The 25,692-nt window shown below is 68.5% G+C and carries 24 protein-coding genes, 3 tRNA genes and 1 pseudogene; 16 read left to right on the plus strand and 12 right to left on the minus strand.

What is annotated here, in order from left to right:
* Positions 1-29 precede the first annotated feature (29 nt).
* Positions 30-965, plus strand: coding sequence for a hydroxymethylglutaryl-CoA lyase (locus AFER_RS05865; RefSeq protein ID WP_015798565.1), 936 nt, complete (start codon positions 30-32; stop codon positions 963-965).
* Here the strand turns inward: AFER_RS05865 and AFER_RS05870 are convergent.
* The gene (locus AFER_RS05870) at positions 962-2,992 is read right to left on the minus strand and encodes an ABC transporter ATP-binding protein (RefSeq protein ID WP_015798566.1); all 2,031 of its coding nucleotides are present in this window, start codon (positions 2,990-2,992) and stop codon (positions 962-964) included. The two genes, AFER_RS05865 and AFER_RS05870, sit on opposite strands and share 4 nt — an antisense overlap.
* 144 nt (positions 2,993-3,136) lie before the next feature.
* Between AFER_RS05870 and AFER_RS05875 the strand changes: the two genes are divergently transcribed.
* Both AFER_RS05875 and AFER_RS05880 read left to right on the plus strand, forming a co-directional pair.
* Positions 3,137-3,223 (plus strand) — tRNA-Leu (locus AFER_RS05875).
* 506 nt (positions 3,224-3,729) lie between these two features.
* The gene (locus tag AFER_RS05880) at positions 3,730-4,857 is read left to right on the plus strand and encodes a TIGR04053 family radical SAM/SPASM domain-containing protein (protein WP_015798567.1); all 1,128 of its coding nucleotides are present in this window, start codon (positions 3,730-3,732) and stop codon (positions 4,855-4,857) included.
* A 181-nt stretch (positions 4,858-5,038) separates the two neighbouring features.
* Here AFER_RS05880 and AFER_RS05885 read toward each other — a convergent pair whose 3' ends face one another.
* Genes AFER_RS05885 through AFER_RS05895 form a run of 3 tightly spaced genes read right to left on the minus strand, consistent with a single transcriptional unit; the run spans position 5,039 to position 8,879 of the window.
* On the minus strand, positions 5,039-7,003 hold the full coding sequence (locus AFER_RS05885; RefSeq protein ID WP_015798568.1) for an acetoacetate--CoA ligase: 1,965 nt from the start codon (positions 7,001-7,003) through the stop codon (positions 5,039-5,041).
* Positions 6,993-7,196 (minus strand): hypothetical protein, encoded by a 204-nt coding sequence (locus AFER_RS05890; RefSeq protein WP_015798569.1) that lies wholly within the window; start codon positions 7,194-7,196, stop codon positions 6,993-6,995. The genes AFER_RS05885 and AFER_RS05890 overlap by 11 nt, the downstream gene beginning before the upstream one ends.
* A gap of 24 nt (positions 7,197-7,220) precedes the next feature.
* A complete protein-coding gene (locus tag AFER_RS05895; RefSeq protein WP_015798570.1) occupies positions 7,221-8,879 on the minus strand; it encodes a long-chain fatty acid--CoA ligase in 1,659 nt (552 codons plus the stop codon).
* 111 nt (positions 8,880-8,990) lie between these two features.
* Here AFER_RS05895 and thiO point away from each other — a divergent pair, with 111 nt between their 5' ends.
* From thiO to AFER_RS05920, 5 genes are all read left to right on the plus strand, one after another.
* On the plus strand, positions 8,991-10,085 hold the full coding sequence (thiO, locus tag AFER_RS05900) for a glycine oxidase ThiO (RefSeq protein ID WP_171788959.1): 1,095 nt from the start codon (positions 8,991-8,993) through the stop codon (positions 10,083-10,085).
* On the plus strand, positions 10,082-10,288 hold the full coding sequence (thiS, locus tag AFER_RS05905) for a sulfur carrier protein ThiS (protein ID WP_015798572.1): 207 nt from the start codon (positions 10,082-10,084) through the stop codon (positions 10,286-10,288). Before thiO ends, thiS begins: the two co-directional genes overlap by 4 nt.
* Positions 10,285-11,052, plus strand: coding sequence for a thiazole synthase (locus tag AFER_RS05910; protein WP_015798573.1), 768 nt, complete (start codon positions 10,285-10,287; stop codon positions 11,050-11,052). Before thiS ends, AFER_RS05910 begins: the two co-directional genes overlap by 4 nt.
* A gap of 35 nt (positions 11,053-11,087) precedes the next feature.
* A complete protein-coding gene (gene thiD / locus AFER_RS05915; protein WP_015798574.1) occupies positions 11,088-11,906 on the plus strand; it encodes a bifunctional hydroxymethylpyrimidine kinase/phosphomethylpyrimidine kinase in 819 nt (272 codons plus the stop codon).
* Positions 11,907-12,013: 107 nt separating this feature from the next.
* Complete coding sequence (locus AFER_RS05920; RefSeq protein WP_015798575.1) at positions 12,014-13,894, plus strand: EAL domain-containing protein; 1,881 nt, start codon at positions 12,014-12,016, stop codon at positions 13,892-13,894.
* Between the two features lie 68 nt (positions 13,895-13,962).
* Here AFER_RS05920 and AFER_RS11020 read toward each other — a convergent pair whose 3' ends face one another.
* Genes AFER_RS11020 through AFER_RS05935 form a run of 3 tightly spaced genes read right to left on the minus strand, consistent with a single transcriptional unit; the run spans position 13,963 to position 16,425 of the window.
* Positions 13,963-14,937, minus strand: a complete 975-nt coding sequence (locus tag AFER_RS11020) for a prephenate dehydrogenase (protein ID WP_015798576.1) — start codon at positions 14,935-14,937, stop codon at positions 13,963-13,965.
* A complete protein-coding gene (locus AFER_RS05930) occupies positions 14,930-15,805 on the minus strand; it encodes a prephenate dehydratase (protein ID WP_015798577.1) in 876 nt (291 codons plus the stop codon). The genes AFER_RS11020 and AFER_RS05930 overlap by 8 nt, the downstream gene beginning before the upstream one ends.
* Before the next feature lie 50 nt (positions 15,806-15,855).
* Positions 15,856-16,425, minus strand: a complete 570-nt coding sequence (locus AFER_RS05935; RefSeq protein WP_015798578.1) for an NADPH-dependent FMN reductase — start codon at positions 16,423-16,425, stop codon at positions 15,856-15,858.
* Positions 16,426-16,553: 128 nt separating this feature from the next.
* Between AFER_RS05935 and AFER_RS05940 the strand changes: the two genes are divergently transcribed.
* Positions 16,554-17,111 (plus strand): pyridoxamine 5'-phosphate oxidase family protein, encoded by a 558-nt coding sequence (locus AFER_RS05940; protein ID WP_015798579.1) that lies wholly within the window; start codon positions 16,554-16,556, stop codon positions 17,109-17,111.
* Here the strand turns inward: AFER_RS05940 and AFER_RS05945 are convergent.
* Positions 17,027-18,316, minus strand: a complete 1,290-nt coding sequence (locus tag AFER_RS05945) for an NAD(P)/FAD-dependent oxidoreductase (protein ID WP_015798580.1) — start codon at positions 18,314-18,316, stop codon at positions 17,027-17,029. The genes AFER_RS05940 and AFER_RS05945 overlap by 85 nt on opposite strands.
* A 22-nt stretch (positions 18,317-18,338) precedes the next feature.
* A complete protein-coding gene (locus tag AFER_RS05950) occupies positions 18,339-18,857 on the minus strand; it encodes a hypothetical protein (RefSeq protein WP_015798581.1) in 519 nt (172 codons plus the stop codon).
* 75 nt (positions 18,858-18,932) lie between these two features.
* Here AFER_RS05950 and AFER_RS05955 point away from each other — a divergent pair.
* The 4 genes from AFER_RS05955 to AFER_RS05975 all read left to right on the plus strand — a co-directional run bounded on the left by AFER_RS05955 (position 18,933) and on the right by AFER_RS05975 (position 21,808).
* Positions 18,933-19,006: transfer RNA gene (locus AFER_RS05955), tRNA-Cys, on the plus strand.
* A gap of 356 nt (positions 19,007-19,362) precedes the next feature.
* Positions 19,363-19,575 carry a heavy-metal-associated domain-containing protein gene (locus AFER_RS05965; RefSeq protein ID WP_015798582.1) on the plus strand — a complete coding sequence of 71 codons (213 nt, stop codon included), beginning with the start codon at positions 19,363-19,365 and terminating at the stop codon, positions 19,573-19,575.
* Complete coding sequence (locus AFER_RS05970) at positions 19,520-21,718, plus strand: heavy metal translocating P-type ATPase (RefSeq protein WP_083769301.1); 2,199 nt, start codon at positions 19,520-19,522, stop codon at positions 21,716-21,718. The genes AFER_RS05965 and AFER_RS05970 overlap by 56 nt, the downstream gene beginning before the upstream one ends.
* A 14-nt stretch (positions 21,719-21,732) precedes the next feature.
* Positions 21,733-21,808: transfer RNA gene (locus AFER_RS05975), tRNA-Val, on the plus strand.
* A gap of 160 nt (positions 21,809-21,968) precedes the next feature.
* Here AFER_RS05975 and AFER_RS12915 read toward each other — a convergent pair.
* The 3 genes and pseudogenes from AFER_RS12915 to AFER_RS12920 form a co-directional block, all read right to left on the minus strand.
* Positions 21,969-22,259, minus strand: a complete 291-nt coding sequence (locus tag AFER_RS12915) for a hypothetical protein (protein WP_425358543.1) — start codon at positions 22,257-22,259, stop codon at positions 21,969-21,971.
* On the minus strand, positions 22,228-22,488 hold the full coding sequence (locus AFER_RS12660) for a hypothetical protein (RefSeq protein ID WP_041661726.1): 261 nt from the start codon (positions 22,486-22,488) through the stop codon (positions 22,228-22,230). Before AFER_RS12660 ends, AFER_RS12915 begins: the two co-directional genes overlap by 32 nt.
* 303 nt (positions 22,489-22,791) lie before the next feature.
* Positions 22,792-23,058, minus strand: a pseudogene (locus tag AFER_RS12920) (transposase); the annotation flags it as partial.
* A gap of 398 nt (positions 23,059-23,456) precedes the next feature.
* On the opposite strand from AFER_RS12920, the gene AFER_RS05995 reads away from it, so the two are divergent.
* The 3 genes from AFER_RS05995 (at position 23,457) to AFER_RS06005 (ending at position 25,531) form a co-directional block, all read left to right on the plus strand.
* Positions 23,457-23,738 carry a type II toxin-antitoxin system Phd/YefM family antitoxin gene (locus AFER_RS05995; protein WP_049755548.1) on the plus strand — a complete coding sequence of 94 codons (282 nt, stop codon included), beginning with the start codon at positions 23,457-23,459 and terminating at the stop codon, positions 23,736-23,738.
* The gene (locus AFER_RS06000; protein ID WP_015798585.1) at positions 23,735-23,998 is read left to right on the plus strand and encodes a type II toxin-antitoxin system RelE family toxin; all 264 of its coding nucleotides are present in this window, start codon (positions 23,735-23,737) and stop codon (positions 23,996-23,998) included. The genes AFER_RS05995 and AFER_RS06000 overlap by 4 nt, the downstream gene beginning before the upstream one ends.
* Positions 23,999-24,727: 729 nt before the next feature.
* Positions 24,728-25,531: a class I SAM-dependent methyltransferase gene (locus AFER_RS06005; RefSeq protein ID WP_015798586.1), complete on the plus strand. Its 804-nt coding sequence runs from the start codon at positions 24,728-24,730 to the stop codon at positions 25,529-25,531.
* Positions 25,532-25,692: the final 161 nt, after the last annotated feature.

The following is a 25,692-nucleotide window of genomic DNA, read 5'->3' on the forward strand; positions in this document are numbered from 1 at the left end:
CGCAGGGGCGCGCCTAGTCTCACAGCGAGATGCCCGAGACCCCCTCACTCCACATCGTCGAAGTCGCTCCCCGCGACGGGCTCCAAAACGAGGCGACCCCGGTCGTCACCCGAGACAAGCTCGAACTCATCGAGGCATGCGTCGCCGCCGGTGTCGACCGTATCGAGGTCGCAAGCTTCGCACATCCCTCCCTCGTACCGCAGATGGCCGACGCCGAAGCGGTGATCGAGCAGCTCTCAGAGGCTGCCCTCGCCCGCGCGATCGCGCTCGTCCTGAACCAACGCGGTCTCGAGCGTGCACTGCGTACCCGCATTCGAGAGATCAACGTGGTCGTCGCTGCCTCCGAAGGCTTCGCCAGGGCCAACCAGCGCGCCACGCGCACCGAGCTCCTTGCGACAGCACGCAACGTCCTCGCCGATGCTCGCGCCGCCGATCTGCGTCGTTCCCTCACCATCTCCGTCGCGTTCGGATGTCCCTTCGATGGGGAGGTCGATCCCCACGAGGTCGTACGCATCGTCGAGACGATTCGAGAGGCCGACCCAGCGTGCGAGATCGCCCTCGGTGACACGATCGGCGCCGCCGCGCCGGGAGACGTTGCTCGAATGCTCGAGCTGCTCGCGGACCTCGTCGCACCGAACGAGCTGCGCCTGCATTTCCACAACACCCGCAACGCTGGGATCGCCAACGCCTGGGAGGCCATGCGCCTCGGAGTCCGGACCTTCGATGCCTCCATGGGAGGCATCGGCGGTTGCCCCTTCGCGCCACGCGCAACCGGGAACATCGCCACCGAGGACCTCGTGTGGATGGCGACGCGCTCTGGCTACCGAACCAACGTCGACCTGGAGCGCGCCATCACCATCGCCCCGCTGACGACGCGCCTGCTCGGCCACGAGGTTGCGTCGATGGTGGCCCGAGCCGGCACATTCCCCGCCGGCACCTCCTCGCAGCCGAACCCGTCCCTCTAGCGCGGCGCTGCTGCCTCGCGAGGTCGCACCGACAGGGGGAAGTGGCACGCCGCGTGGTGGACGCCTCCGAAGTCGCGCATCGGGGGCTCCTCGGTGCGGCAGATGTCCTGCGCATAGGCGCAGCGCGTGTGGAACCGACACCCAGGTGGAGGGGTCATCGCCGACGGGAGTTCCCCACGCACCAGCGAGCGCTCCTTCGTACGCTCGACCTCCGGATCCGGCTCGGGAACGGCCTCGAGCAGCATGTGCGTATAAGGGTGCTTCGCGCTCTCGAAGATGTCGTCGCCCGAGCCAACCTCGACCAGCTTGCCGAGATACATCACGCCGATCCGATCAGCCAGATAGCGCACCACCGACAGGTCGTGCGAGATCACGATGTAGGTCAGGTTGTGCTGAGCCTGCAGATCCTTCATCAGGTTCAGCACCTGCGATCGGATCGACACGTCGAGCGCTGACACCGGCTCGTCCGCGACGATCAGTCGCGGCGACAACGCGAGCGCCCGCGCAAGGCCGATGCGCTGGCGCTGGCCTCCGGAGAACTCATGGGGATAGCGCTCCATGGCCGCAGGGGCCAGACCGACCTCCTGGAGCAGGCTCGCGATCCGCTCAACACGCTCGGCCTTGGTGCCGATCTTGTGGATGTCGAGGGGTTCTTCGAGGATCTCCTTGACGCGCATCCGCGGATCGAGCGATGCGAAGGGATCTTGGAACATGAGCTGCAGCTCGCGCCGCACCTCGCGTACGTAACCACGCTCGTTGACGATGGAGCGGCCTGCGAACCGGATGTCGCCCGCCGCGGGCTGCTCGAGCCCCACGACCATCTGACCGGTCGTGGACTTCCCACACCCGGACTCGCCGACGAGCCCAAAGGTCTCTCCTTCGTAGACGGTGAACGACACGTCGCTCACCGCCTTCACCGTGCCGATCTTGCGCTGCACCACCGCGCCCTTGGTGACGGGGTACTCCTTCGACACGTGGTCGAACTCGAGCAGCACCGGCCGGTCCGTGACGGTGCGCTGTCCGGTGCGACGCTCCAGGCTGATCGGGACACGCTCCGGTGCTCCAACCGGATAGAAGCAGGCAAACGGATGGAGATAGCCCTCCGGGGTCGTGTACGGCGGCTTCTCGACGCGGCAGCGCTCCTGTGCGTAGTGACACCGCGGCGCGAAACGGCATCCCACGAGATCGCCCGTGAGGTCGGGCGGGATTCCCGGGATCGAGTACAGGCGCTCGGGTGCATCGCCCGTCAGCGGTGGAATGGATGCGAGGAGCGCCTCGGTGTAGGGATGGTAGGTGGAGGCGAACAGCTCGGCGGCGTCAGCATGCTCGACGATCTCTCCGGCGTACATGACGATGACGTCGTCGGCGCGACCTGCGATCACGCCCATGTCGTGCGTGATAAGGAGCATCGCCATGCCGAGCTTCGCCTTGAGGTCCTCGAGCAGTTCGAGGATCTGGGCCTGGATGGTGACGTCCAAGGCGGTCGTCGGCTCGTCGAGGATCACGAGCTTCGGATCACAGCTCAGCGCGATGGCGATCATCACCCTCTGGCGCAGTCCGCCCGACAGCTGGTGAGGGTAGGATTCGAGCCGCTCGCGCGGATTGGGCATACCGACGAGCGAGAGGACCTCGAGCGCTCGCTCGATGGCCTTGTCCTTCGAGTAGCCAAGGTGCCGACGAACGACGTCAGTGATCTGGTCACCGATGGTCATGCAGGGGTTCAACGACGTCATCGGGTCCTGGAACACGACCCCGATCTTGCCGCCCCGCACGTCCTGGAGCTCCCTCCGCGACAGCCCGGCGAGGTTGACGCCGTCGAAGAGGATCTCGCCCCCGGCGATGTAGCCTCCCTGGGGCAGCAAGCCGAGGATCGACATCCCCATCATCGTCTTGCCCGACCCGGACTCGCCAACGATGCCGAGCGTCTTGCCCTGCTCGAGCGAGAAGCTCACACCATCGACCGCACGCACCTCGCCCTTGCGGAGCCTGATGCGCGTCCTCAGGTCACGAACCTCGAGGAGTGCCATCGCGTTCCTCCATGCTCCCCACGCCACCTACACGGTGGCTGCATAGAGCGCCATGCTACCCGCGTCGGCGCGGGTCCGGTGGCGCAGCAGCCCGTGAATCGAGGTGCTAGCATTTCAGCTCCGCGGGGTGTCCCCGCAGAGCTTGTCGGAGTGGCGGAATAGGTAGACGCGCTAGGTTGAGGGCCTAGTGACCGCAAGGTCGTGGGGGTTCAAGTCCCCCCTCCGACACCAAGTCCCCCACCGACGCAGCTGAGATCTCGCGCCGGTCGATCGTGCAACGCGTGGCGCCCTCGCACGGACCAAGGTGGGCCTCGATGCCCAGCACCTGACGAGACCCAGCGAAACGCCAGGTCACCACCCCTGAGCGGCTCCAGGACCGCCACGAGTTGCTCGACGCTCGCCTAGCTCGCACGCGGCGAGCCCTTCTCTCGGCGTCGCTCGACTCTTGTCCGCATGGAGGCTCGCCACCGAAGGTGGGCCATCGCTCTCACCCGACGTCGAGCGCGCCTCTCCAGACAATCGCCGAGGTCTCGGCAACCCTGGAGCGCCTGGACATCGAGCCCTCGACCGCTCGCCGCATGCGCTATCTCGACACCTCCGCGCGTCTCCGCCAGCTCGGGGCGCGGGCCGCCCTTCGGATACCCAGCCGCTCGGCGCGAAGTGCCCCCACGGAAGGGGACCTTGGTACCAGACTGAGGCCCGTCTCGCCGAGTACGGTTGGCCACGGAGGTGGAGACATGCTGCTCTCAACCCACGCCGCGCAGGTGGTCGCCGAGACTCGACCCACGCCGAGGCTCGTGCTCTGGGAGACGACTCAGGCGTGTCCGTTGGCCTGCGTGCACTGTCGCGCCAACGCCATCAGCACGCCCGATCCCGACGAGCTCACGACCGCCGAGGGGTTCGCCCTCATCGACGATCTCGCAGCTGTTGCCGGCCCACGTCCGGTCATCGTCTTCACCGGCGGCGATCCCCTGAGCCGACCCGATCTCCTCGACCTGATCGCCCACGCCGCAGCTCGAGGTCTCCACGTCGCCGTCTCGCCCGCCGTGAGCGAGCGCATCACGCCTGCCACGCTGACCGCACTCTACGACGCCGGGGCGCGCGCGATCTCGATCTCCCTCGACGGACTCGGCAGGAACCACGACGCAACTCGCCGCGTTCCCGGTCACGCGCTGCGCACCCTCGAAGCGCTCACCATGGCACGCTCGGTCGGTCTTCGTGTGCAGGTCAATACCACGGTCATGCGCACCACCGTCAATGACCTCCCCGCGGTCGCCGAGGCCATGCTCGCGCGCAACATCACAACCTGGGAGGTCTTCTTCCTCGTGCCGACCGGCCGCGCGAGCACCGAGCTCGCCCTCACCGCCCACGAGCACGAGGACGTCGCGCGCTTCCTCTACGAAACCACCGGCTACGGCTTCATCGTCCGCACGGTCGAAGGACCGTTCTACCGCCGTGTCGCCGACGCCATTGCAACCAGCAACGACGCAGCCCTCGCCCCCATCGGCGAGCTCGGCGAGCGGCTGATCGCCGAGCTCCATCGCCGCCTCGGCGATCCTGGCCCTCGTCGCCGTCCGTCACCGCACCCGGTGCGCGACGGTGATGGCGTCATCTTCGTCTCACGTACCGGCGAGGTCTACGCCTCAGGCTTTCTCCCCGTTCGACTCGGATCCGTCCGCGAGCGCAGCCTCCTCGACATCTACGCCTCGGACCCGTTGCTCGACGCCATCCGCCAGGCCGCACTCCCCGGCCGCTGTGGCCAGTGCGACTGGGCCAAGGCCTGCGGCGGCTCCCGTGCTCGCGCCTGGGCGATCACCGGCGATCCGCTCGCCGACGACCCCGCGTGCGCGCTCGTGAGCGCCTGAGGCCCCGAGGCAGGTCGGTACCAGTCCGGAGCCAGCGGCTCGCGACTGCCCGTGGGCTCGCGCACGCCTCAGTCGACCCGCAGGCCGCCGCTCGGCGCGTCACAAAACCGATCGTGCACCCAGGGCGAGCGCAGCTCTCACCGGCCCCACCACCGAACAGAACTGCAGCTTCCGGCTCGGGCTACGCGGACTGCGTGGATCCCTCAAGTCCGCGCTCTCGCCGCCACGCCGCCGCGACGGCTGCGATGGCCTCGAGCGCGTCGTAGTGCTGGACTGCGTCGGCAGTCGCGACCGCGCCGAGCGGCTCCCCGAGGAACAGACGGCGCACCGGCACCTCCAGCTTCTTGCCGTTCAACGTCTTCGGGATCGCCGGCACAGGGACGATGCGATCGGGCACGTGTCGGGGCGACAGCTCCCGCCGCAGCGTGGCACGCAGCCGATCGTCGAGTCCGTCGACGTCTCCGGCGTGCACGAACACGATCAGTTCCCCGGGTGTGTCGAGCGATGAGGTGTCGACGACGAGCGCCTCGACGACACCGTCGACACCTTCCGCGACGCGATAGAACTCCGCCGTCCCCATGCGGACCCCGCCCCGGTTCAGCGTCGCGTCGGAGCGACCATGGATAATGGCCGACCGATCGTCGAAGAAGGTCACCCAGTCACCGTGGCGCCAGATCCCCGGGTAGCGATCGAAGTAGGCCGCACGCAGCCGCTCGCCGTCGTCGTCGCCCCAGAACGCAACCGGCATCGAGGGCAAGGGCTGGCGAATGACGAGTTCGCCCATGACCCCGATCACCTCACGTCCCTCGTCGTCGAAGGCCGCCGCATCCACCCCGAGCGCGGGTGCGCTGATACGTCCTTCGAGCGTCGGGCTCACCGGCGACGAACCGAGGAACGCGGTGCACACGTCCGTGCCCCCCGATCCCGACACGAGCTGCACGTTCCCCGGCACGTGCTCGTAGACCCAACGAAACCCCGCAGCGGTGAGTGGTGCGCCGGTCGAGGCCACGACCCGCAAGGAGTCGAGCGTGGCTTCGTCGCGAGGTCGAACACCGGCGACCTCGCAAGCACGCAGATAGGGCGCCGACACACCGAAGTACGTGATGCGGACCTCGTCGACGAGCCGCCAGAGACGGCCAGGATCCGGATGCTGCGGAGCCCCGTCGTAAAGGACGATCGTGCTCCCCACGAGCAGACCGCCCATGAGGTAGTTCCACATCATCCACCCGGTCGTCGTGAACCAGAAGAACCGAGAACCCTCGCCGATGCCGGAGTTCAACGCGAGCACCTTCTTGTGCTCGAGGACGATGCCACCGTGGGCCTGCACGATCGCCTTCGGGATACCGGTCGTGCCGGACGAGTAGAGGATCCACAGAGGGTCGTTGAAGCCAACGACGACCGGGGCGACGGGGTCATTGGCTTCGAGCGCATCGAAGGCCACGACCGGCACCTCTGTCGCTGGTGGCTCCCCGTCGCAGAGCACGACGGTGGTCACCGACGGCAGCGACTCGAGCACCTCCTCGACGACGGCCCGTCGATCGAGCTGGCGTCCCTGCCACAGTGACGACGTCACGCAGACGAGGATCGTCGGTTCGACCTGACGGAACCGATCCACGATCGCCCGCGGGCCAAAGTCCGGAGAGCAGCATGTCCAGACCGCACCCACCGTGGCTGTGGCGTGCAGGGCGATCGCCGCCTCCAGTCGGTTCGGCAGGATCGCCGCGACGCGATCGCCCACCCCGACACCGTGAGCGACGAGCCAGCTTGCGACGCGATCGACCTCGGCCCAGAACGAGGAGGCTCGAAGCGTCCGTACCTCGCCGTCATCGCGAACCTCGACGATCTCGGCAGGGTCGACGAAGCGAGCACGCGCCTCCGCGCTGTAGTTGAGCCGTCCCTCCGGAAAGAATCGTGCGCTCGGCATGGCACCAACCAGATCGACCGAGCCAAGATCACCCTCGAGACCGCACACGGCGGCGACGTCGCGCCAGAACGCCCCGAGATCGGCCAGGCTGGCCGTGTGCAGAGCGCCGTAGGTCGCAAGCGGCGATCCGTGGCGAGCCTCCAGGCGTGCCCGCACGGCACCGATCGGACCATCCCATGCGTCGGCCGGCGGCGACCACAGCACTCGTGCCTCATCGGCCATCGCCTACCTCCCCGGCCTCCTCGAGGGCCGCCGCCGCCCGCTCGAGCGCTCGTTGCGCTCTGGCCAGCGCTCGTTGTCGAGCCCGTTCCTCCGCAGGGTCCTCGACGTCGAGCAAGCGCGCGACGACCAGCTCGTCCAAGCGGTCGGCGACGGCGCGCAGCGCCTCGAGCACCTCCCCGACACCCTCGTCCACGTCTCCCTCCCGATCGCTCGCAGACTAGGTGACGACGATGAGCTGCCCCTCGGTGAAACGCTGGCGGAGCACCTTCTTGTCGAACTTGCCGACCGAGGTCTTCGGAATCTCGTCCACGAACGCGAACCGTTCCGGCAGCCACCACTTCGCAACTCGGCTCGCGAGGAACGCTCGCAGCTCGTCGGTCGTCACCGTCGCGCCCTCGCGCAGCACCACGAGCGCGAGCGGGCGCTCCACCCACTTCTCGTCGGGGATGCCGATAACGGCGGCCTCGGCGACGGCAGGATGCGCCATGAGCTGGTTCTCGAGCTCGATGGAGCTGATCCACTCCCCGCCCGACTTGATGACGTCCTTGGTGCGATCGGAGATGCGCAGGTAGCCCTCGGGGTCGATGGTTCCCATGTCCCCCGTGCGCAGCCATCCGTCGTGGAAGCGCTCCGCATCGTCGAGGTGATAGTAACCAGCCGTGATCCACGGGCCACGCACCTCGATCTCGCCGAGCGCGACCCCGTCACGCGGGAGAGCGGTACCGTCCTCGCCGACCACACGAAGTTCCACGCCGGGCACGGGTTTGCCCGCGGTCGCGAAGTAGTCCGCCAAGCGATCGCGGGGCGTCCCCGCGGGCGGCAAGGCGAGCGTGCAGATCGGCGAGGTCTCGGTCATACCCCATCCAGAGATGAGCGCCACGCCGTAACGCTCCAGGTAGGCCTCGATGAGCGCCCGCGGCGTCGCGGATCCTCCAGAGGTGATCGATCGAAAGCTCGACAGATCTGCCGGATGGTCCTCGAGGTAGCGCAACAACTCGTTCCAGATCGTGGGCACGCCGGAGGCCATCGTCGGGCGGAACCGCTCGATCATCTCGACGAGCGGCGCGGGCTGGAGGAAGCGCGTCGGCATGACCATGTCCGCGCCACTGACCCAGCACGTGTAGGGTGCGCCCCACGCCGCCGCGTGGAACATCGGCACGATGATGATCGCGGTGTCCGCGGCCGGGTGGAGGAGGTCCATGGCGCGCCGTCCGTAGAGCGGTCGTGACATCTCCGCATGGAGGTAGATGGACCGGTGCGAGTAGACGACGCCCTTCGGATTGCCGGTGGTGCCCGAGGTGTAGCACATCATCGCGGCGGCGGTCTCGTCGAGCTCCGGCCACGGATAGGGATCGGGCGGCTGGGCCTCGAGCAACGCCTCGTAGTCGTGGACGGCGAGGTCGGGGCGAGCCCGCTTGATGGCCTCGAGCACCCCCGGATCGAGCACAGGTCCGACGATCACGAGATGGCGAACGCTGGTGGCCTCCGGGAGCACCGCCTGGAGCATGCCGAGCACGAGGTTGTCCGCGATGATCACGAGGTCCTCGGCGTCGGCCACCACGAAGCGCAGCTGATCGGGGAAGAGACGCAGGTTGAGCGTGTGGACGACGGCCCCCATGGACGGGACCGCGAAGTAGGCCTCGAGGTGCGGGTGATGGTTGAACGAGAACGTCGCGACACGATCGCCGACACCCACCCCGAGACCGGCGAGGGCGTGCGCGAGACGGTGCGTACGGGCCGCGACCTCGCCGAACGTGAACGATGCCACCCAGCCAGGGCCGAGGTAGGTGTGGACGTGCGCATCAGGGAACTCGGTCGCGCCGTACTCGAACATCTGACGTACGCCGAGCGTCCCATGCTGCATGGTCGAGTTCACCAGCACCTCCTTTGTCACCGACCATGCTGCCACAACCCCTCGACCATCGCCACGCAACGCAGGGACCTTCGTCCCTTGGCGCCGCGAACACGCTCGCTAGACTCCCACGCGATGGATCGAGTGGTGGTGGTCGGCGCCGGGATCGCCGGCATGACGATCGCCGTCGAGCTTGCGCGCCGTGGCGCTCGGGTCCAGGTGATCGCCGATCCCTCGCGATCGCCGACGACGCCCGTCGCAGCGGGCATGCTCGCCCCGGCCGCCGAGACCGACTTCGGCGAGGACCTGCTCGTACGGCTCGAGCAGGACGCGCGCACCGCGTGGGAAGCTCTTGCCGCAACGTTGGAGCGCAACGGCGACACCGACGTGCTCTTCGAGGTCCGTGGGTCCCTGGTCGCGGCCCAGACCCCAGGTGACCTCGATCACCTTCGGCGCATGGTCGATCTCCAGCGTCGCTTCGGCATGACCGCATCCCTCCTCGGCGCGCGTGACTTGGTCGACCTCGAGCCTGCGCTCTCGAGCCACCTCGCTGGGGGCGCGCTGCTCCCCGACGACGCCCAAGTCGACAACCGCCGAGCGCTCGCGGCCTACGACACCTGGGCAGCCAAGCTCGGTATCGAGCGCATCGAAGCCGCGGTTCGTGCGGTGCATCCCGACGCCGTCGAGCTTGCCGACACCTCACGCCTCCAAGCCGACACGGTCGTCGTTGCAGCCGGATCGTGGCTCCGCGACCTCGTCGAGGTCGCACTCCAGCCGGTTCGCGGCGTCACCATTCGGGGCACGCTCCCCGTTGGCCTCGCCCCCCGTCACTGTCTCCGAGGAGAGCTCCGCGGCCGCAGGGTTTACATCGTCCCACGCGCGTCACACGAGATCGTCATCGGGGCCACATCGGACGAAGCGCCCCTCACCGACCGCGACCCCCGAGCTCGCGATCTGCTCGATCTCCTCGACGACGCGCGCACGCTCGCACCGGCCATGGGCGAGCTCGCGGTCACCGACGTGTCGGTCGGCTTTCGCCCCGCGACGCCCGACAACCTCCCGATCGTGGGGCGCGGAGACGACGGCGTCTGGGTCCACGGCGGCCACTACCGTCACGGCATCCTCCTCGCGCCGTTCACGGCGACTCTGCTTGCGGACGCCATCGTCGGCGATGGTGTCGATCCGAGGCTCGCAGCCCTCTCCCCGACTCGGCTCAGGTCGCGCGCATGACCACCCTCGTCATCAACGGTTCCACTCGAACGGTCGAGGCGACCACCCTCGCAGAACTCGCTCGCGAGCTCGAGCTCCCGAGCCGTGGCGTCGCCATCGCACGCAACGAGGAGATCGCGCCGCGCAGCACCTGGGATGCGGTCGCCCTTCGTGACGGCGACCGCATCGAACTCGTCACCGCCGTACAAGGAGGAGCGTCGTGACGGTCACCATCGGACGGCTCACGCTCGCCTCGCCCCTCATCCTCGGCACCGGTGGCGCACGTCGCCTCGACGATATCGAGGCCGCAGTCGTCGCATCAGGCGCCAGCGTGGCCACCGTCGCGATCCGCCGCTACCAGCCGGGGGCGAGCTCGGTCTACGACGTGCTCGCCCGCCATCACGTCACCCCACTCCCCAACACCGCCGGGGCGCACTCGGCGCACGAGGCCATCGTGCTCGCCGAGCTCGCACGCGAAGCCCTGGGTGTCGACTGGGTCAAGCTCGAAGTCGTGATCGACGACCGGACCTTGCTCCCCGACCCGTTGGAGCTGGTACGAGCCACGGAGGCGCTGAGCACGCGGGGCTTCGACGTGCTGGCCTACACGAACGACGACCCGGCCACGGCACGACTCGTCGAACGCGCCGGCGCGGTCGCGGTCATGCCGCTCGCGAGTCCGATCGGATCCGGTCTTGGCATCCAGAACCCTCGCAACCTCGAGGCCATCGTGGCCGACGCTGGTGTCCCCGTCGTCGTCGACGCCGGCATCGGGGCTCCCTCCGACGCCGCGCTCGCGCTCGAGCTGGGCGCCGATGCTGTCCTCGTAGCCTCGGCGATCATGCGCGCCGAGGACCCTGCGGTGATGGCACGAGCCATCGCGCTCGCAGTCGAAGCGGGCGCACTCGCCAGGCGGGCCGGACGCATACCGGCTCAACCCCTCGCGGTCGCGTCCTCGCCCGTCGAGGGCCTGCCCAACGTCTCGCTCTAGAGCGCGTCGGCCACGTTCGCACAAAGGAGACCGTGATGACCCCTACCCCCGCCGTGGCACTCACCATCGCTGGCTCCGACTCTGGCGGCGGAGCCGGGATCCAAGCCGACCTCGTGACCTTTGCCGCGTTCGAGGTCCACGGGACGAGCGCCATTACCGCCGTCACCGCACAGAACACCGTCGGCGTCTCCGCGGTCGTCACCATCGACCCCGACGTCATCGAGGCGCAAGTCCGATCCGTGACCGACGACTTCATGGTGCGTGCAACGAAGACCGGCATGCTCGCCACCGCGCCGATCGTCGAGCGCGTCGCCGCGCTCGCTGCCTCCGGTATCCTCGGTCCTCTCGTCGTCGACCCCGTGATGGTCTCGACGACCGGCGCGACCCTGCTCGATGCTGACGCCGTGCAGGCTGTGCGTGACGCCCTCCTCCCGAGTGCCGCGCTCGTCACACCCAACCGTGCCGAAGCGGAACTGCTCACGGGCATAGCCATCACGAGCATCGAGGCCCAGCGTGCTGCTGCGCAGCGGCTGGTCGAACTCGGCGCTCGCGCCGCGCTCGTCAAGGGCGGCCACCTCGACGGACCCGATGCGATCGACATCTTGTTCGACGGCCGCAACGTCGTGGAACTGCGCGCACCACGAGTATGGACGCGCAACGACCACGGCACCGGCTGCACGCTCTCGGCTGCGATCTGCGCGTGCCTCGCGCGCGGGCTCACGCTCCCCCGCGCCGTCGAGGAGGCGAAGGCCTACGTGACTCGCGGTCTCGCCGACGGCGCCGACTGGGGCCTCGGAACTGGACGCGGGCCTTTCAGCCATTTCGCCAAGGGCCGCCCAGCGGTCGTGGCCTGAGACCACTCACCCGTACCACTCACGCCACGGAGCTCGCAATCGACTACGATAACGGAGCATTGCTGCCGCTCACCGTGAGAGGTCGCGCTCAGTCATCAGGAGCGTCCATGGAACCCAACGTCGCCACCTCTGGGGCACCGCACGAGCGGACCGCAACCGCGGTGGTGCGTCGGAGCATCGCCGGCCCGCCTGATCGCGAACTCGTTGCGGCGCTGGCGGCGCTCGCAGACGCGATCGAGGCCATCGACTCTTCCACCAACCCGGCGCTCGTCGACGCCGCGACCCGCATCGGTGCTCGCCTCGACTACCTCGGTCATCGGCCGAGCACCCTCGTGGCCCTCCTCGCCGCACTGGCGGAGAGCCTTGGTCGTCACACCACGGCCGACACCGCGGTGATGCGAGCCCTCGCGATCGCGACGGATGCCCTCTTCGCACGCCGGGAGCGCGAACTCGTTCGTCTCTCCATGCTCGCAACCCGCGATCCCCTGACGGGGCTCCCGAATCGTCGAGCGTTCGCAGACGCCCTCCAGCGATCGTGGGCACGCGCGAAGCGTACGGGTGAGCGCGTCACCGTCATCGCCCTCGACCTCGACGACTTCAAGCACGTCAACGACACGTACGGACACCGCCGTGGGGATGAGGTCATGGCCGAGTTGGCCCACCGCCTCGCCAAGGCCGTCCGCGCCACCGACGTGGTCGCTCGCACCGGCGGGGACGAGTTCGGCCTCGTCCTCGACCCCACGGGTGAGGAGGCCGCGGTCGAACCGGTGCTGGCACGCCTCGAGCGCGAGCTCCAGCGCCCACTCGCAACCCTCGACGGTGGCCGTCTCCTCGCCTCGGCGGGCATCGCCTCGAGCGATGCTCTCACCATGGAGGCCGATGCGCTCCTCGACGCTGCCGACCAGGCCCTCTACGTCGCCAAGCATGCTCGCCCGGTCGAGAACGAGGTGCTGCGCATCTCCTACTGGCAACGAACGGGCACACCCACGACAGGGCACAGGCTCGCCCCCCCACACCCCTCCGAAGGCATCTCGGTCGTGTATCAACCCATCATCGATCTCGCCACAGGGCGGACCGTTCGCGCCGAAGCGCTCGCCCGGACCGACGCCTCGTCGGCCGTGCACTCCGTGGAGTCGCTGCTCCAGGCCGCGACGCGAGCCGAGCACGCACGCTTGCATCGCCACATCGTGGCACTCGTCCTCGGTGACCTCGCCGCCCTGGGACCCGATGCACGGGTCAGCGTCAACGTGGACGCGGGCGTCCTCGACGATCAGGTGCTCACGACCACGCTGCTCCACGGACTCGACCAGCTCGCACCTGGGCAACTGCGCATCGAGATCACCGAGCGCGACATCTTGCTCACTGCTCATGGAGACGTCGTTCGGCGCCTCCGCGAGCACGGTGCGACCATCTCGCTCGACGACTTCGGGACCGGCTTTGCGAGTCTGTCGCGCCTGCTCACCATCCCCGTGGACGAGATCAAGCTCGACCGCAGCGTCGCCGCTGATCGGCAGATGGGATCGGTGGCGAGCGCCGTGCTCGCGATCGCGGTGGCACTCGGACGCGCTCTCGACATCGACCTCGTCGTCGAGGGTGCCGACAGCATCGAGCGTGCCGCGCAGTTCCGCGCGATCGGCGTGCCGCTCGCGCAGGGATTCGCGATCGGCGAGCCGACCGCGTCGCTCCGCCAGGCACTCGACACCACCATCGATCTCGACACGCTCGATCGATCCCTCGTCTCGCGGGACGTCGCCGATGCGCGGGCGAGCATGTGGGAGCAGGCGATCGCATGCTTGCTCACCGCCGAGCCCGATGGCGACCTCACCACCTGTGTCATCGCCGCCGACCTCGACGAGCCCAGACGGCGAGCACACCTGGAGCACCACCGCATCATCGCAGAGATCCTGGGCCGCGCGGGCGTCATCGACCTGCGCCGCGGTGCCGAACGCGTCCCATCGCCATCGTCAGCGCGGCGAGGACCCTCGTAGCACCCTAGGAGTGTGCGCGAGGACGGCTGACGCTCTCGCCGACCGTCGCCGCCCGGTTCCGCAGCGCCTCAGCTCGTGGTGGGGGTCGCGCGCCGAGCGAGCGCGACGGTCCTCGGAGCCACGAACCCGATCACAGCCTCACCAGCCTCGCTGACCGCAAGCAGCGCCCGTGCAAGATCGGAGCGCACCTCGACCGTCTCGGTTGCGACGACGTCTGCCACCACGCGCGAGGCCCCCACCCACGCTTCGTCAAGGTCGGCGCGAAGCCGCGCCGGCGCCTCGAGGTCGGCGACCAAGCGCTCGAGCTCTGCGCGAAACACCGAGGCGGCCGACGTGAGTGCATCGCGATTGGGCACCACCATCTCTGCGACACGAGCCCCATCGCTCCGCGCTACGCGGGTTGCGTCCCGGAGCGACCCCGAACCGAGCCACCAGGCTGCTGGGTGTCCGCTGTCAGCGACCAGCACGCGACCCATCGCAGCGGCGAGGAGGTGGGGCAGATGAGACACCACGGCCAGCGTCTCGTCGTGCGCCGTGGCATCGAGTGCGACCACCGCACCCGCGCCCGCGTCGCCGAAGACGAACTCGAGCGCGGTCGCGACATCGTCGTCGGACTCGCTCCCATGAAGGACGAAGGCCCACGACGCACCGTCCCAGATCGATGGATCCGCCGATGCGGCGCCATGGCCCTCTCGTCCGGCCATGGGATGGACGCTGAGATGGCGTAGGCCAGCCGGTGCAGCGTCGACGACGGGGCGCTTCACCGAGGCGACGTCGAGCACCAGACCTCGCGCCCCCCGCTCTCCGAGCGCGCAGAGCACATCCCCGACCACCGGTGTCGGCGTCGCGACGACCACGATCTCGGCTGCCGAGACGGCGTCCCAGCCGACCGTCGCCGAGGTGCGTTCGCGAACCCAAGCGACCGCCTCGGGATCCTCGTCGATCACCGCGAGTGGGCCACGGCGACCGAGCCGGAGGGCGAGGGAGGCACCGATGTGGCCGAGCCCCACGATCCCAACGCTCGGACGCCCGAACTCAGCCATCGTGCGCGAGACCATCGGACGGCGGTGTCGGCCTCGGCACGACGACCTCTGGTCCCTGCCAGCGGGGATAGGAACCGAGCAGCCGCACACGATGGCCGAGCCGGGCCAGTTCGCCAAGCGCATGCTCGAGCCCAGGGTCAGCCGCATGACCCCGTGTCCCGATCAGGAAGTAGTGCTCGTCGCCAAGCCCGAGGGGTCGCGAGACGATCGAGGTCAGATTCACGCCCGCTGCGGCGAGCACGCTCGTGATCTCGGCGAGCACACCGACGACATCGGCGCGTGGCACGACGACGAGACGCGAGCGATCGTCGCCAGTGGGCGCCGGGAGTTCGTGGCCGATCAGCACGTAACGGGTGCGAACCTCCGGAATGCTCGTCACGGAGTCCTCGAGCGCGATCAGCTCAGCCTGGTAGCCAACCTCCGGCGGGGCCAGCGCAACAAGCCCAGGACCTGCGAGCGCGACCTCCTGACAGGCGTGACGCGTCGAGAGCGCCTCGCGCACCTCCGCCCCGGTCGCAGCGATCCACCCAGCCGCCAACGCAAGGATGGCAGGATGGGAGATGACGACGTGGGCCGACGCCCCCGCGTCAGCACCGAAGGCCCAGATGGGCTCGGCCAGCACCGCCTCGCCGACCACGAGCACGCGTGCATCGACGAGCCGATCGAGGGTCGCGGCGAGTTCGCCCTCGAGGACGGTCTCGACCGGTACGACGCCAAGCAGTCCCGGGGTCGCCTCGACGGTCGAGACGACCTCGTCGAGCGAGATCATCGGGAGAGGGTCGGCGTCCGCGAGTCCGAAGAGCCCGAGCGAACGATGGCTCGAGCTCCCGAGCGGCTCGGCAAACGCCACCATGCGGCCTGGGCCCATCCAACCTCCTTGGTTGGTTCAGCCTACCTGGCACCACGGCGCCACCTTGGTTAGGCGACCGCTTCGTCCTGGGGGGCACCATGGCGCCGCACGAGCGCGAGCAGTCCTTCGACCAGTTCGGCGACGAGCGCCGACGCGGTCGGATCGACCAAGCGCCCCGACGCATCGAAGCGCCGTTCGGCCTCGTTGATGAAGACCTCCGGGCGCGCGAGCACGACCGAGTTGGTTCCGTGGAGGACCTGACGCAGGTGCGCCTGCGCGCGAACCGTGCCGAAGAGGCCTGGAGCGACACCGAGGACGGCAACCGGCTTTCCGATCAGCGCACCCCGACCGAACGGGCGCGACAACCAGTCGATCGCATTCTTGATCACCGGCGTGTAGGAGTGGTTGTACTCGGGGGTCGCGATGATGACTCCATCAGCCTCTCCGACCGCGGCGCGAAGCCGTGCCGCGCTGGCGGGCAGGTCACGTTCGAGTTCCTCGGCGTAGAACGGCACCTGATCGAGACGATCGAACACCTCGTAGGCCACGCCCTCCGGCAACACGTCACGGATGGATTCGAGGGCCCTGGTGTTCCACGATCCCCGACGAAAGCTTCCCGACAACCCAACGAGCTGCATCACTGCCTCCCCTCATATGGTGGTCGCCGCCGATCGAGCACGCCTGCACCGGCGCTCTCAGCACGAGCTCACCGCGATTGCTTGCACGTGCAATCAGTCTAGCCGCAGATGCTCGCTACGCTCTCCCCATGGCACGCACCGTCCGCCTCGAGGGATCCGTCGCTGAAGTCGTCCGAACCTGCCTGGTCTACTTCGTCGCGACCGCGCCGAGCGACCCTCGCGGCCACGTGAACTGCTCGCCGCGAGCGAACGACGGCACGTTGATCCTCGACGGCCCCGATCGGCTTCGCATCGTCGACCTCGTCGGTTCCGGGGCGGAGACGATCGCACACCTGCGCGACAACGGCCGCATCACGGTGATGATCGCCTCGTTCGACAAGCGACCCCTCGTCGTCCGCATCTACGGGCGGGGGCGGGCCCGCTCACCGCTCGACTTCCCCGAGCTCGCCTCCACGCTGGTCGGCGTGCGTGCTGTGCTCGACATCGCGATCGAGGAGGTGCGGACCTCCTGCGGCTACGGCGTGCCGATCGCCGAGGGGCTGCGGCCCCGCCCGCAACTTGGCACCTGGCTCGAAGCGAAGGGTCCCGAGGGCCTCGCCGACTACGTCGCCCGCCACAATCGCTGGAGCCTCGACGGCCTCGCGAGCATCGACGGCACCTGGCCGAGTGAGGCACCGAGCTCGTAGCCCCCGAGCAAGCCGCTCGCCCGCGCAGCCATCACCGTCGCTCGATCGAGCATCCACCCAGACCCATGACCCGGACCATCGAGCGCGACCAGCCCGTTCAACCAGGCTCCGACCCCAGCTGCCAGTGAAGGCCGGTGCGCGAGCACCCTGGCACCAGCCGCGACCGCCCGATCTGCGAGCCGAGGATTCCAGAGGGCAGCTCGATGGAGGAGTGCTGCGCCAGCGAGGAACGGCGCCATCTGGGCCTCGGCCCAACGACCGTAGGCCGGTCCTCCTCCCAGCGGTCCCCTTGCACCGAGAGCCGCGGCTGCCTGGGCCCCAGAAGCGAGCGCCGCCCAGATCCCTTCGCCTTGGAGTGGGTTCACGAAACCCGCGGCGTCACCCACCAAGAGCACACGACCGCGCCACGGCGCCACCCCGATCCCACCCATCCGCAACCAGCCACCGAGCACAGGAGCGTCGGCCACATCGACGAGTCCGATCCGACCGAGGTAGTCATCGAGCAAGGGGCGCAGCCCTCGCAGGCGTGCTCGCTCTCCCCCAACCGCGATGCCCACGCCTACGTTCGCGATGCCATCGGCACCTCGAAAGGCCCATCCGTAGCTCGCGAACCCACTCGCCTGCGCAAGCAGGTCGACTCGGTCGGCATCGAGCGTCGACGACGCAACGTAGCGACGCAGTGCAAAGCCCCACAGCGCCCGTGTCGGTGACGCCGCCCCCACCGACCGCGCGACTGTCGACAGCGCCCCGTCGGCACCGACGACGGCGTCGGCGTCGAGCACGCCGTCGTCGAGGTGGACCCGCACACCGTCAGCTCCTTGGACGAGACCACGAACCCGGCCGACGATGGCACGGGCCCCTGCCGCGACGGCCGCGTCCCGCAGCCATGCATCGAAGAGCCGCCTCGTCACCATCCGACCCTCGCCGGGGTGCGCGAGACCTGGGGATGCCGGCAAGTGCAGGCGCGCACCCTCGACCCAGACGTCCAGGTCGCCGATCCGGGGCCACTCGGGCTCTGGCGTGAGCCCTACGGCGGCCAAGGTCGCGAGCGCCTGAGGACCGACCACGTCACCACATGCCTTGTCACGAGGGAAGGTGCTGCGATCCACGAGCGTCACACGCCAGCCGGCGAGCGCGAGCTGTCGCGCGGCGATCGACCCCGCAGGACCGGCACCGACGACGACGCACGACGGGAGAGGACTCATGGGTCCAGGCTACGAGGGCCCCCTACGAGAACGACACTTGGAGCAGTCGAACCTGGAGGCGAGCCCCACCGGGACCGGGCGTGGGATCTTTGATCCCGACCTCCCAGTAGGACCCATCGGACCCGGCCTTCGACGCGATGATCGTGGTCGCCGTCGACGACGCGCTCGCCGACTCGACGTGCCATCCCTCGTCGGGCAGTGCCGCGACGAAGAAGTTGCGAATCTCGGATGGCGTCAACGCCGAACGCAACCAGACCCACGCGTCGAACTCGGTCCCGTAGGGATTGGCATTATGACGGCCCGTGATCGTTGCGTCGGCGGGGATCAAGATGGTGCGCTCGATGTTGGCGGGGATCACGTTGCCAGGATCGAGCCCTTGCCACGCCCCGAGTGACGTCGTCGCTGAGTATGGAATCGGCGAGGAGGCCTCCTCTCCGCCACCAGACGGAATCGCCGCGAGCGAGCCGATCGCCGCGACGAGGATCGCAGCGATACCGACGCCCCAGCCGAGAACCTTCTTCGAACGAGGTGCGAGCGCCATGGTGTTACCAGTCTCGCACGAGCGCGCGCCGAAGCGGTAGTTCGAGGGCGCCGACACAGTAACCTGATCTGTCGCGGCGGCGTGGCCGAGAGGTGAGGCAGAGGCCTGCAAAGCCTTGTACAGCGGTTCGAGTCCGCTCGCCGCCTCCACAATCGGGCGTGGGGCAGATCGCGGCACGCATGTCGGATCATACGCGATCGCCATGGTCGCCCCACGCTCCACGAGGCGTCGCAGGTGCGAGAGGACGCATTGGTCACGCTCTCTCCGGTCGGACCTGCGGCCCGCGTCACCGGTCGCCATCGATCCGCGCGAGTCCGACGCACGATGACAACGCCAGCGCCGCAACGTGGCTCACCGACGACCGACCACGACGTGTCAGGGCAAACGCCCCGCCACGCCCACGACCTTCGTCCATCGTTGCGACGCAACCACGCTGTACACTTGAGTGGGTGATCGAGATCGCGTCGACAATGAGCGATCCCGACGCCTCGTGAAGGAGGTCGACGTGCAGGATCGCATCTTCCAGGTTCGGGGCATGACGTGCGACCACTGCGTACGCGCCGTGCGAAGCGAAGTCGCTGGCGTCGCCGGCGTCGTCGACGTCGACGTCGATCTTGCCACCGGCATCCTCCGCGTCCGAAGTGACGCGCCCATCGACCCAGATGCCGTACTCGCGGCGGTCAGGGAGGCTGGCTACGACGGTGTCGCCACAGACTGACGCCCCTTCCGGGCCTCACGAGGAGGTCGCTCTGCGGGTCAGCGGTATGACCTGCACCTCATGCGCGCTGCGCATCGAGCGCTCGCTCGACAAACTGCCCACCGTCGACGCGGACGTGAACTTCGCAACCGGCAAGGCCGAGGTCCGCTTCGATCCCGCCGTCGTCGATCTCGCCGAAATCCTTCGTGCCGTGCGTCGCAGCGGCTACGACGCCACCGTCGCCCTCTCGAGCGACGCCTCGCCTCGCTTCCACTGGTGGGCGATCGCCCTCGCGGCGCTCGTGGCAGCCGGAGCCATGGTCGCGCCGCCGACACAGCTCGCACGCGATGTCGAGTTGGTGGCGACCCTCGTCGTCCTCGCAACGGCAGGTCGCCCGTTCTTCGTCGCGGCCTGGAACGCCGCTCGACACCGCAGCGTCACGATGGACACCCTGGTTGCGCTCGGCGCTGGCGTCGCAATGACGGCGAGCGCCATCGTCACCGTCGCGGGCCTCCAGCACGAGCCGACCTACTTCGACGCTGCAGCCATGATCGTCGCCTTCATCGGGATCGGCAAGCTGCTCGAGGAACGTTGGACGCGTCGCGCGCGAGCAGGTCTCGACGCTCTCGAAGAGCTCAGCCGTCGAACCCTCGCGCGCATCGACGACGACGGGAGCCTGCACGAAGTTCCCCTCGGCGAGCTCGAGGCACACGACCGGGTGCTCGTTCGCCCGGGCGACATCGTCCCGGCAGACGCGCGAGTCCTCGACGGGGATGCGGCCGTCGATGGCGCTCTTCGCACCGGACGTCGCGATCTGCGGCGCGTCGGCCCCGGTGACGAGGTCCTCGGCGGTGACGCGGTCGTCGGCTCGTCACTCACGATCGAACTCGATGCACCTGCCCGACTCGGCCTCGTGGTCGAGCTGGCTCGTCTCGTCGAGGTGGCTCAGCACCGCCGGGCACGTCTCGCGACGCTCGCCGATCGCGTCTCGGCCCGCTTCGTCCCGGCCGTGATTGCGGTCGCCGTGGTCGTCGCGTTCGTTCGTCTCGCCATCGGCGCACCGGTCGCCATCGCACTGAGTAGCGCCATCGCCGTGGTCGTCGTCGCCTGTCCGTGCGCCATGGGTCTCGCGACCCCGATCGCCTTCCTCGTCGCGAGCACGCGCGCGGCCGCGCGAGGAATCGTGCTCGAACACCCCGATGCCCTCGAGCATGCCACCTCCATCGATACGGTCGTGCTGGACCGAACCGGCACGATCACCGAGGCCGATCTCGTTGCCCACTGGCCCGAGCGCGTCGCTCTGTCCGAGCGACGCCTCGTCGCGGCACTCGCTGCGCGCTCACGCCATCCGGTCTCTCGAGCACTCAGTCGAGTCGAGGGCGACCCGGCGAACGCCAGCGGCGACGGCAACGACCCCGAGCCGGTGGTCGAGCACGTTGTGGAGACGCCAGGCGTCGGTGTCACGGGACGGGTCGATGGACACGAGATCGCCATCGGCTCTCCCGCCTCTGTCGGTGCGACCGGCGTGGACCCTGCCGCGAGCGAGCGAGCAGTGTTCGTCCGCATCGACGACCAATCGCCTATCGTCATCGAACTCGCCGAACGCACGCGCGAGGGCACCGCAGCAACGGTGGCGGCACTGCACCGCCTTGGCGCGAGGGTCATCCTCGCCACCGGTGACAGCCGCCCAACCCTCGCGGACGAGGCGCGTGAGTTCGGCATTGACGACGTCGCCATCGGCCTCGATCCCACGGCCAAGGTCGCGCTCGTCACGAAGCTGCGCGCTGACGGTCACCACGTGGCCATGGTCGGCGATGGCACCAACGACGCCGCCGCCCTCGCAACCAGCGATCTCGGCATCGCACTCGGTGGTGGCACGCATCTCGCTCAGGCCAACGCGGACGCCGTCCTCCTCGGCGACGATATCGCCATGGTGCCGACCGTGCTCGATCTCGCGCGGCGCACCGTACGGACGATTCGCCAGAACCTCGGATGGGCACTCGGCTACAACGTCATCGCCATCCCGGCCGCCGCTGCGGGTCTGCTGTCGCCGATGGTCGCCGCCGCGCTGATGGCGATGAGTTCCCTCGTGGTGGTGGGCAATGCCTTGCGTCTCGACGTACGCGAGTCGGCGGGCGCATCGGGAACGACTGAGGTCCGCTAGAGTGGGGCCCCATCGGGCCGTTGGCGCAGCTGGTAGCGCACTTGCATGACGCGCAAGGGGTCAGAGGTTCGAGTCCTCTACGGCCCACCATATCGCCGTTTTCGAACGCATGGTCAAGAGCAGGTCGAAGGCTCCTGTGCAGGTAGCTTCGACGTCGTGTCCATCGTGCACGTGGAGCTCGTCCAAGATGCTCACGTCCCACCGATGGTGTACATTCACTCACTGGCACTCCCTGGCCGCCCTCGGCCTACTACCGCAGGCTCCTCCTCGGCAAGCGGCTCAAGCACGGGAGGAGTGCTCGTGGGCCGAAGCGTCTGCGAGGTCTCCTTCGTGTCGTCGTGGCCCTCCTGTGTGGCACCGAGCTCTGCCATGGACTCCTGCAACAGGTCGTGCCACTCGGCAACGGCCCACCCCTCGTGCTGGCCGAGCACGACAGCGGTGACAGGCGGAGGATGACGGCGTCGTTTCCGAAGACCCCGACGACGTGGTGCGCCGCTTGATCTCGTGGTTCAACCGCTCTGAGCGGGTTCGTCGACCAGATCGTTCGCCAGTGGCGCTCTGGGAAGTGCGTGAAGGTGTGAGACCTCCTCCTTGGCCTCGGCGAGCGTGGTAGCGACCACGGGGAGCGTGGGGGCAAGGGAGTCGATGACCTGGTCGCACTGGGTACGTAGCGCTGCCGGGTACGGCTCGAGCGACGATCGTACGGATCGTGAGGCCAGGACCATCTCCTTGAGCTCCCCTTCTTCGATGCGAGCGAGCACGTCGCGCACGTTGCACGCAGTAGCTGTGCCAGCTCGCCCCGACGACGCACCTCGCGATGGCTTGGTGAACCCCCGCTCTGGCATCGGAGATGACGAGGCGCACACCACTGAGACCTCAAGATCCCTGAGCTCCCTCGAGAACCTCTCGGTCTGCCCATCCCCGACGCACGACCCCAAGGACCTCGTGCGTCTCACGTGGCATGCACGCCCGTCGTGACCACGACGGCACGGGAGATGACCTGGTGGGCAAGGCGGCCGTTCGCGTCGGTGGCATCGGCGACGAGGGAGCAGAAGGCAGAGATGGTCCAGCCTGCGGCTACGAAACCCCGCCAGCTCCTCGTCTGAGGTTGCGATGATGCGAGAGACCTCGCTCTCTGTGACCCCCGTTCCACCGAGGGCCGCGACCAGGTCATCGACTTTGCGGTGCTGACGCCCTGAGACGTAGGCCTCCAGAACCTCGCACGTAGAGAGCACGATCGACGCAGGCGGCGACGCTCGCAGATGCTCGGGACACGCTCCCCTGGCGGAGCTGTGATGGAAGTTCTGACACGACGTCTCCTCCGGTGCCCGGGTTCGCATGCGGGCGCGGAACGAAGACGGTCTGCCATATGGGTTACCACTACCTGTGGGGGTGGACTCGGTCTTTCCCGCGAACCCGGTGGCAACGCCGATGTCGATCCCACGCTCCCTTGGCACCGGGCCGTCGAACCGAGACCTGAGGCAAGGGCGCCGCGACCTTCGGCGCGACTACCGACCGGTAGACGCGGATGGCGGCGTGCTCACCCTCGGAGAAGCCCTGCTCCAGGGTGCGGGCCGGGGTCATGATCCCCGACGCGACGGAGCACGAGTCGGACGTCCGGAACCGTCGATTTCCCCGAGACCCAGCCACGCGACGCGAACCCACACGTCAGTGAGGTTCGAACACGAGTGACTACGGCTCACCAGGAGAAGTGTACCGAATGTGGTACACGTCCCGCATGAGCAAGATCGTCCCCATTCGCGAGCTTCGCAGTGAGCTCAGCCAGGTCATCGACCAGGTTGCCGACCTGCGCGAGCATGTCATCGTCACTCGCCATGGTCGGCCCGCGGCCGTTCTCGTCCCAGTGGATGAGTACGAGGCCCTGGAGGAGACGGCTGAGATCCTCTCGGACACCGAGACGATGGCCGCGATCGACGAGGGGCGACGTGAAGTAGAGCGTGGGGAGACCCTGACGCTCGACGAGCTCCGCCAAGAACTGCAGTCGCGCCGTAGAGGATGAGTCGGGTCGAGCTCGCCCGGCGCGCCCGCAAGGAGATCATCGACCTCGACTGGCCACTGTCCGACGCAGTGGTCGAGGCTCTCGGGCTGCTCAAGCGCGAGCCCGAGGCAGGTCGCCTCCTTCGGGGACGGCTTCGGGGACTGTGGTCACTTCGAGTCGGTACGTATCGGATCATCTACCAGCTCGACAATGATGAGCGCGTCGTGCGCGTGCTCGCTGTCCGCCACCGGTCTATCGCTTCCACGACCGATCCGCGCTGACAGTCAGTTCCTGGGGAGCGACCCGATCCGTTCTCGGAGATCGTCGAAGTTCGAATGCGAGTGCCTACGGCCCACCGCATGTCGACGTCGTCGTCAAACGTCGACACAGACTCGTCATGGAGATCCAAGGACTCTCGGGAGCCCGCGTCTCATCTCGCCGCTTTGCACGTGAACCCGTCGAACGCGACCGCCCCTTGCAGCCTGCTCGAATGATCGCACCCGAGACGAGCCGCGATCGCGCAGCAAGTCGCGGAGCGTTGAGGCCGCAGCTGTCCGCCTTCGCTTCGCCAGACAGTGCTATCGACCCTCGTCGTGGGAAGTACCCCCGCTGCCCGGTTGCGGAGCGATCCTGGCGTAGACGCTCCTGGGCACCTCGGTCATGTCCCGCACCTGTTCGGCGTTCACGCCAGAGGCGATTGGCGCCTCCAGCCCGACCGCGCGACGGCCGATCACAGCAGCACGGCCGGTGAGCCGTGGCACGTGGCGATCTGATCGCCATCAGATGAGACGCGCGCATCGAGCCCGAGCCATGCTCGGCCGGGTTCACGGCCCCACCACTCTCTGCCAGTCCGTCGGCCGGGCCAGGACGCCACCGTCTCCCATCCCGGCATCGAAGCCCTACGTACGAGACACGGCATGCGCTCCAGCTTCTGCGCCACTGCGAGGCCAGCGACTCATCGGATCACACAGCCGCTGGCCCGCCCAAGGTCTCGACGGTAGGCTCGTCCCATGGCCTCGAGTACGTACCTCCATGGCCACCACGAGAGCGTGCTGGCCGCCCATCGACGGCGAACCGCCGAGAACTCGTGCGCGTACCTCCTCGACCATCTCCACCGCGGTGCCACGGTCCTCGACGTGGGATGCGGCCCGGGCACCATCACCGTCGACCTCGCACGGATCGTGGCACCAGGCACGGTCGTCGCGCTCGACGCCGAGATCGGCATGCTCCAAGCAACGGCGGCGCTCGCCGCAGAGCGTCAGCTGGACAACGTGACCGTGGTCCTCGCTGACGCGATGGCCTTGCCCTGGCCCGACGCCACCTTCGACATCGTCCATCTCCACCAAGTGCTCCAGCACGTCCCCGATCCACGCGCGCTCCTGCGAGAGTGTCGACGCGTGTGCCGACCAGGAGGCATCGTCGCGGCCCGAGACGCCGACTACGCGGGCTTCCTCTGGAGTCCGCTCGATCCGGACCTCGACCGGTGGCAGACGCTCTACGAGCAGGTAGCCCGTGCCTTGGGGGGCGAGCCGGACGCCGGGCGTTACCTGCTCGAATGGGCCAGCGACGCGGGCTTTCGCGAGGTCATCGCATCGGCAAGCACATGGGTGTTCGCAACCTCCGCCGAACGGGCCTGGTGGGGAGAGTCCTGGGCGAGACGGGCCCTGCAGTCGGGTTTTGCGACGACGGCTCTCGCCACGCAACTCGCCCATCGCGACGAGCTCGACGCCATCAGCCGGGCCTGGTTGCGCTGGGCACACGCGCCCACTGGGTGGCTCCTCGTGCCTCACGGCGAAATCCTCGCGCGGCGGTGAGCTCGACGATGAGCTCGACGCGGTGTGCGACGAACGCCCTTGGCGGCATCGCGTCGACCGGCCCCCGAGAGGAAGTCCACCCGTACCCTCGGCCTGACGTCCTCGCGTGAGCGCTCGCAAGTCCTGTGGGGAACCACACGAGCGCGTCGAGAGTCCGAGCC

Origin of the sequence: Acidimicrobium ferrooxidans DSM 10331, from assembly GCF_000023265.1 — a bacterium.
Classification (GTDB): domain Bacteria; phylum Actinomycetota; class Acidimicrobiia; order Acidimicrobiales; family Acidimicrobiaceae; genus Acidimicrobium; species Acidimicrobium ferrooxidans.

What these genes read in the sequence shown, in the direction of transcription:
- AFER_RS05950 (WP_015798581.1), bottom strand. Translation starts at nt 18,857, where the DNA reads ATGGCGCTCGCACCTCGTTCGAAGAAGGTTCTCGGCTGGGGCGTCGGT.
- AFER_RS05885 (WP_015798568.1), bottom strand. Translation starts at nt 7,003, where the DNA reads ATGGCCGATGAGGCACGAGTGCTGTGGTCGCCGCCGGCCGACGCATGG.
- thiO (WP_171788959.1), top strand. Translation starts at nt 8,991, where the DNA reads ATGGATCGAGTGGTGGTGGTCGGCGCCGGGATCGCCGGCATGACGATC.
- thiD (WP_015798574.1), top strand. Translation starts at nt 11,088, where the DNA reads ATGACCCCTACCCCCGCCGTGGCACTCACCATCGCTGGCTCCGACTCT.
- AFER_RS05940 (WP_015798579.1), top strand. Translation starts at nt 16,554, where the DNA reads ATGGCACGCACCGTCCGCCTCGAGGGATCCGTCGCTGAAGTCGTCCGA.
- AFER_RS06005 (WP_015798586.1), top strand. Translation starts at nt 24,728, where the DNA reads ATGGCCTCGAGTACGTACCTCCATGGCCACCACGAGAGCGTGCTGGCC.
- AFER_RS05920 (WP_015798575.1), top strand. Translation starts at nt 12,014, where the DNA reads ATGGAACCCAACGTCGCCACCTCTGGGGCACCGCACGAGCGGACCGCA.
- AFER_RS05945 (WP_015798580.1), bottom strand. Translation starts at nt 18,316, where the DNA reads ATGAGTCCTCTCCCGTCGTGCGTCGTCGTCGGTGCCGGTCCTGCGGGG.
- thiS (WP_015798572.1), top strand. Translation starts at nt 10,082, where the DNA reads ATGACCACCCTCGTCATCAACGGTTCCACTCGAACGGTCGAGGCGACC.
- AFER_RS05865 (WP_015798565.1), top strand. Translation starts at nt 30, where the DNA reads ATGCCCGAGACCCCCTCACTCCACATCGTCGAAGTCGCTCCCCGCGAC.
- AFER_RS05930 (WP_015798577.1), bottom strand. Translation starts at nt 15,805, where the DNA reads ATGGGCCCAGGCCGCATGGTGGCGTTTGCCGAGCCGCTCGGGAGCTCG.
- AFER_RS06000 (WP_015798585.1), top strand. Translation starts at nt 23,735, where the DNA reads ATGAGTCGGGTCGAGCTCGCCCGGCGCGCCCGCAAGGAGATCATCGAC.
- AFER_RS05935 (WP_015798578.1), bottom strand. Translation starts at nt 16,425, where the DNA reads ATGCAGCTCGTTGGGTTGTCGGGAAGCTTTCGTCGGGGATCGTGGAAC.
- AFER_RS05995 (WP_049755548.1), top strand. Translation starts at nt 23,457, where the DNA reads ATGAGCAAGATCGTCCCCATTCGCGAGCTTCGCAGTGAGCTCAGCCAG.
- AFER_RS05870 (WP_015798566.1), bottom strand. Translation starts at nt 2,992, where the DNA reads ATGGCACTCCTCGAGGTTCGTGACCTGAGGACGCGCATCAGGCTCCGC.
- AFER_RS05970 (WP_083769301.1), top strand. Translation starts at nt 19,520, where the DNA reads ATGCCGTACTCGCGGCGGTCAGGGAGGCTGGCTACGACGGTGTCGCCA.
- AFER_RS05880 (WP_015798567.1), top strand. Translation starts at nt 3,730, where the DNA reads ATGCTGCTCTCAACCCACGCCGCGCAGGTGGTCGCCGAGACTCGACCC.
- AFER_RS11020 (WP_015798576.1), bottom strand. Translation starts at nt 14,937, where the DNA reads ATGGCTGAGTTCGGGCGTCCGAGCGTTGGGATCGTGGGGCTCGGCCAC.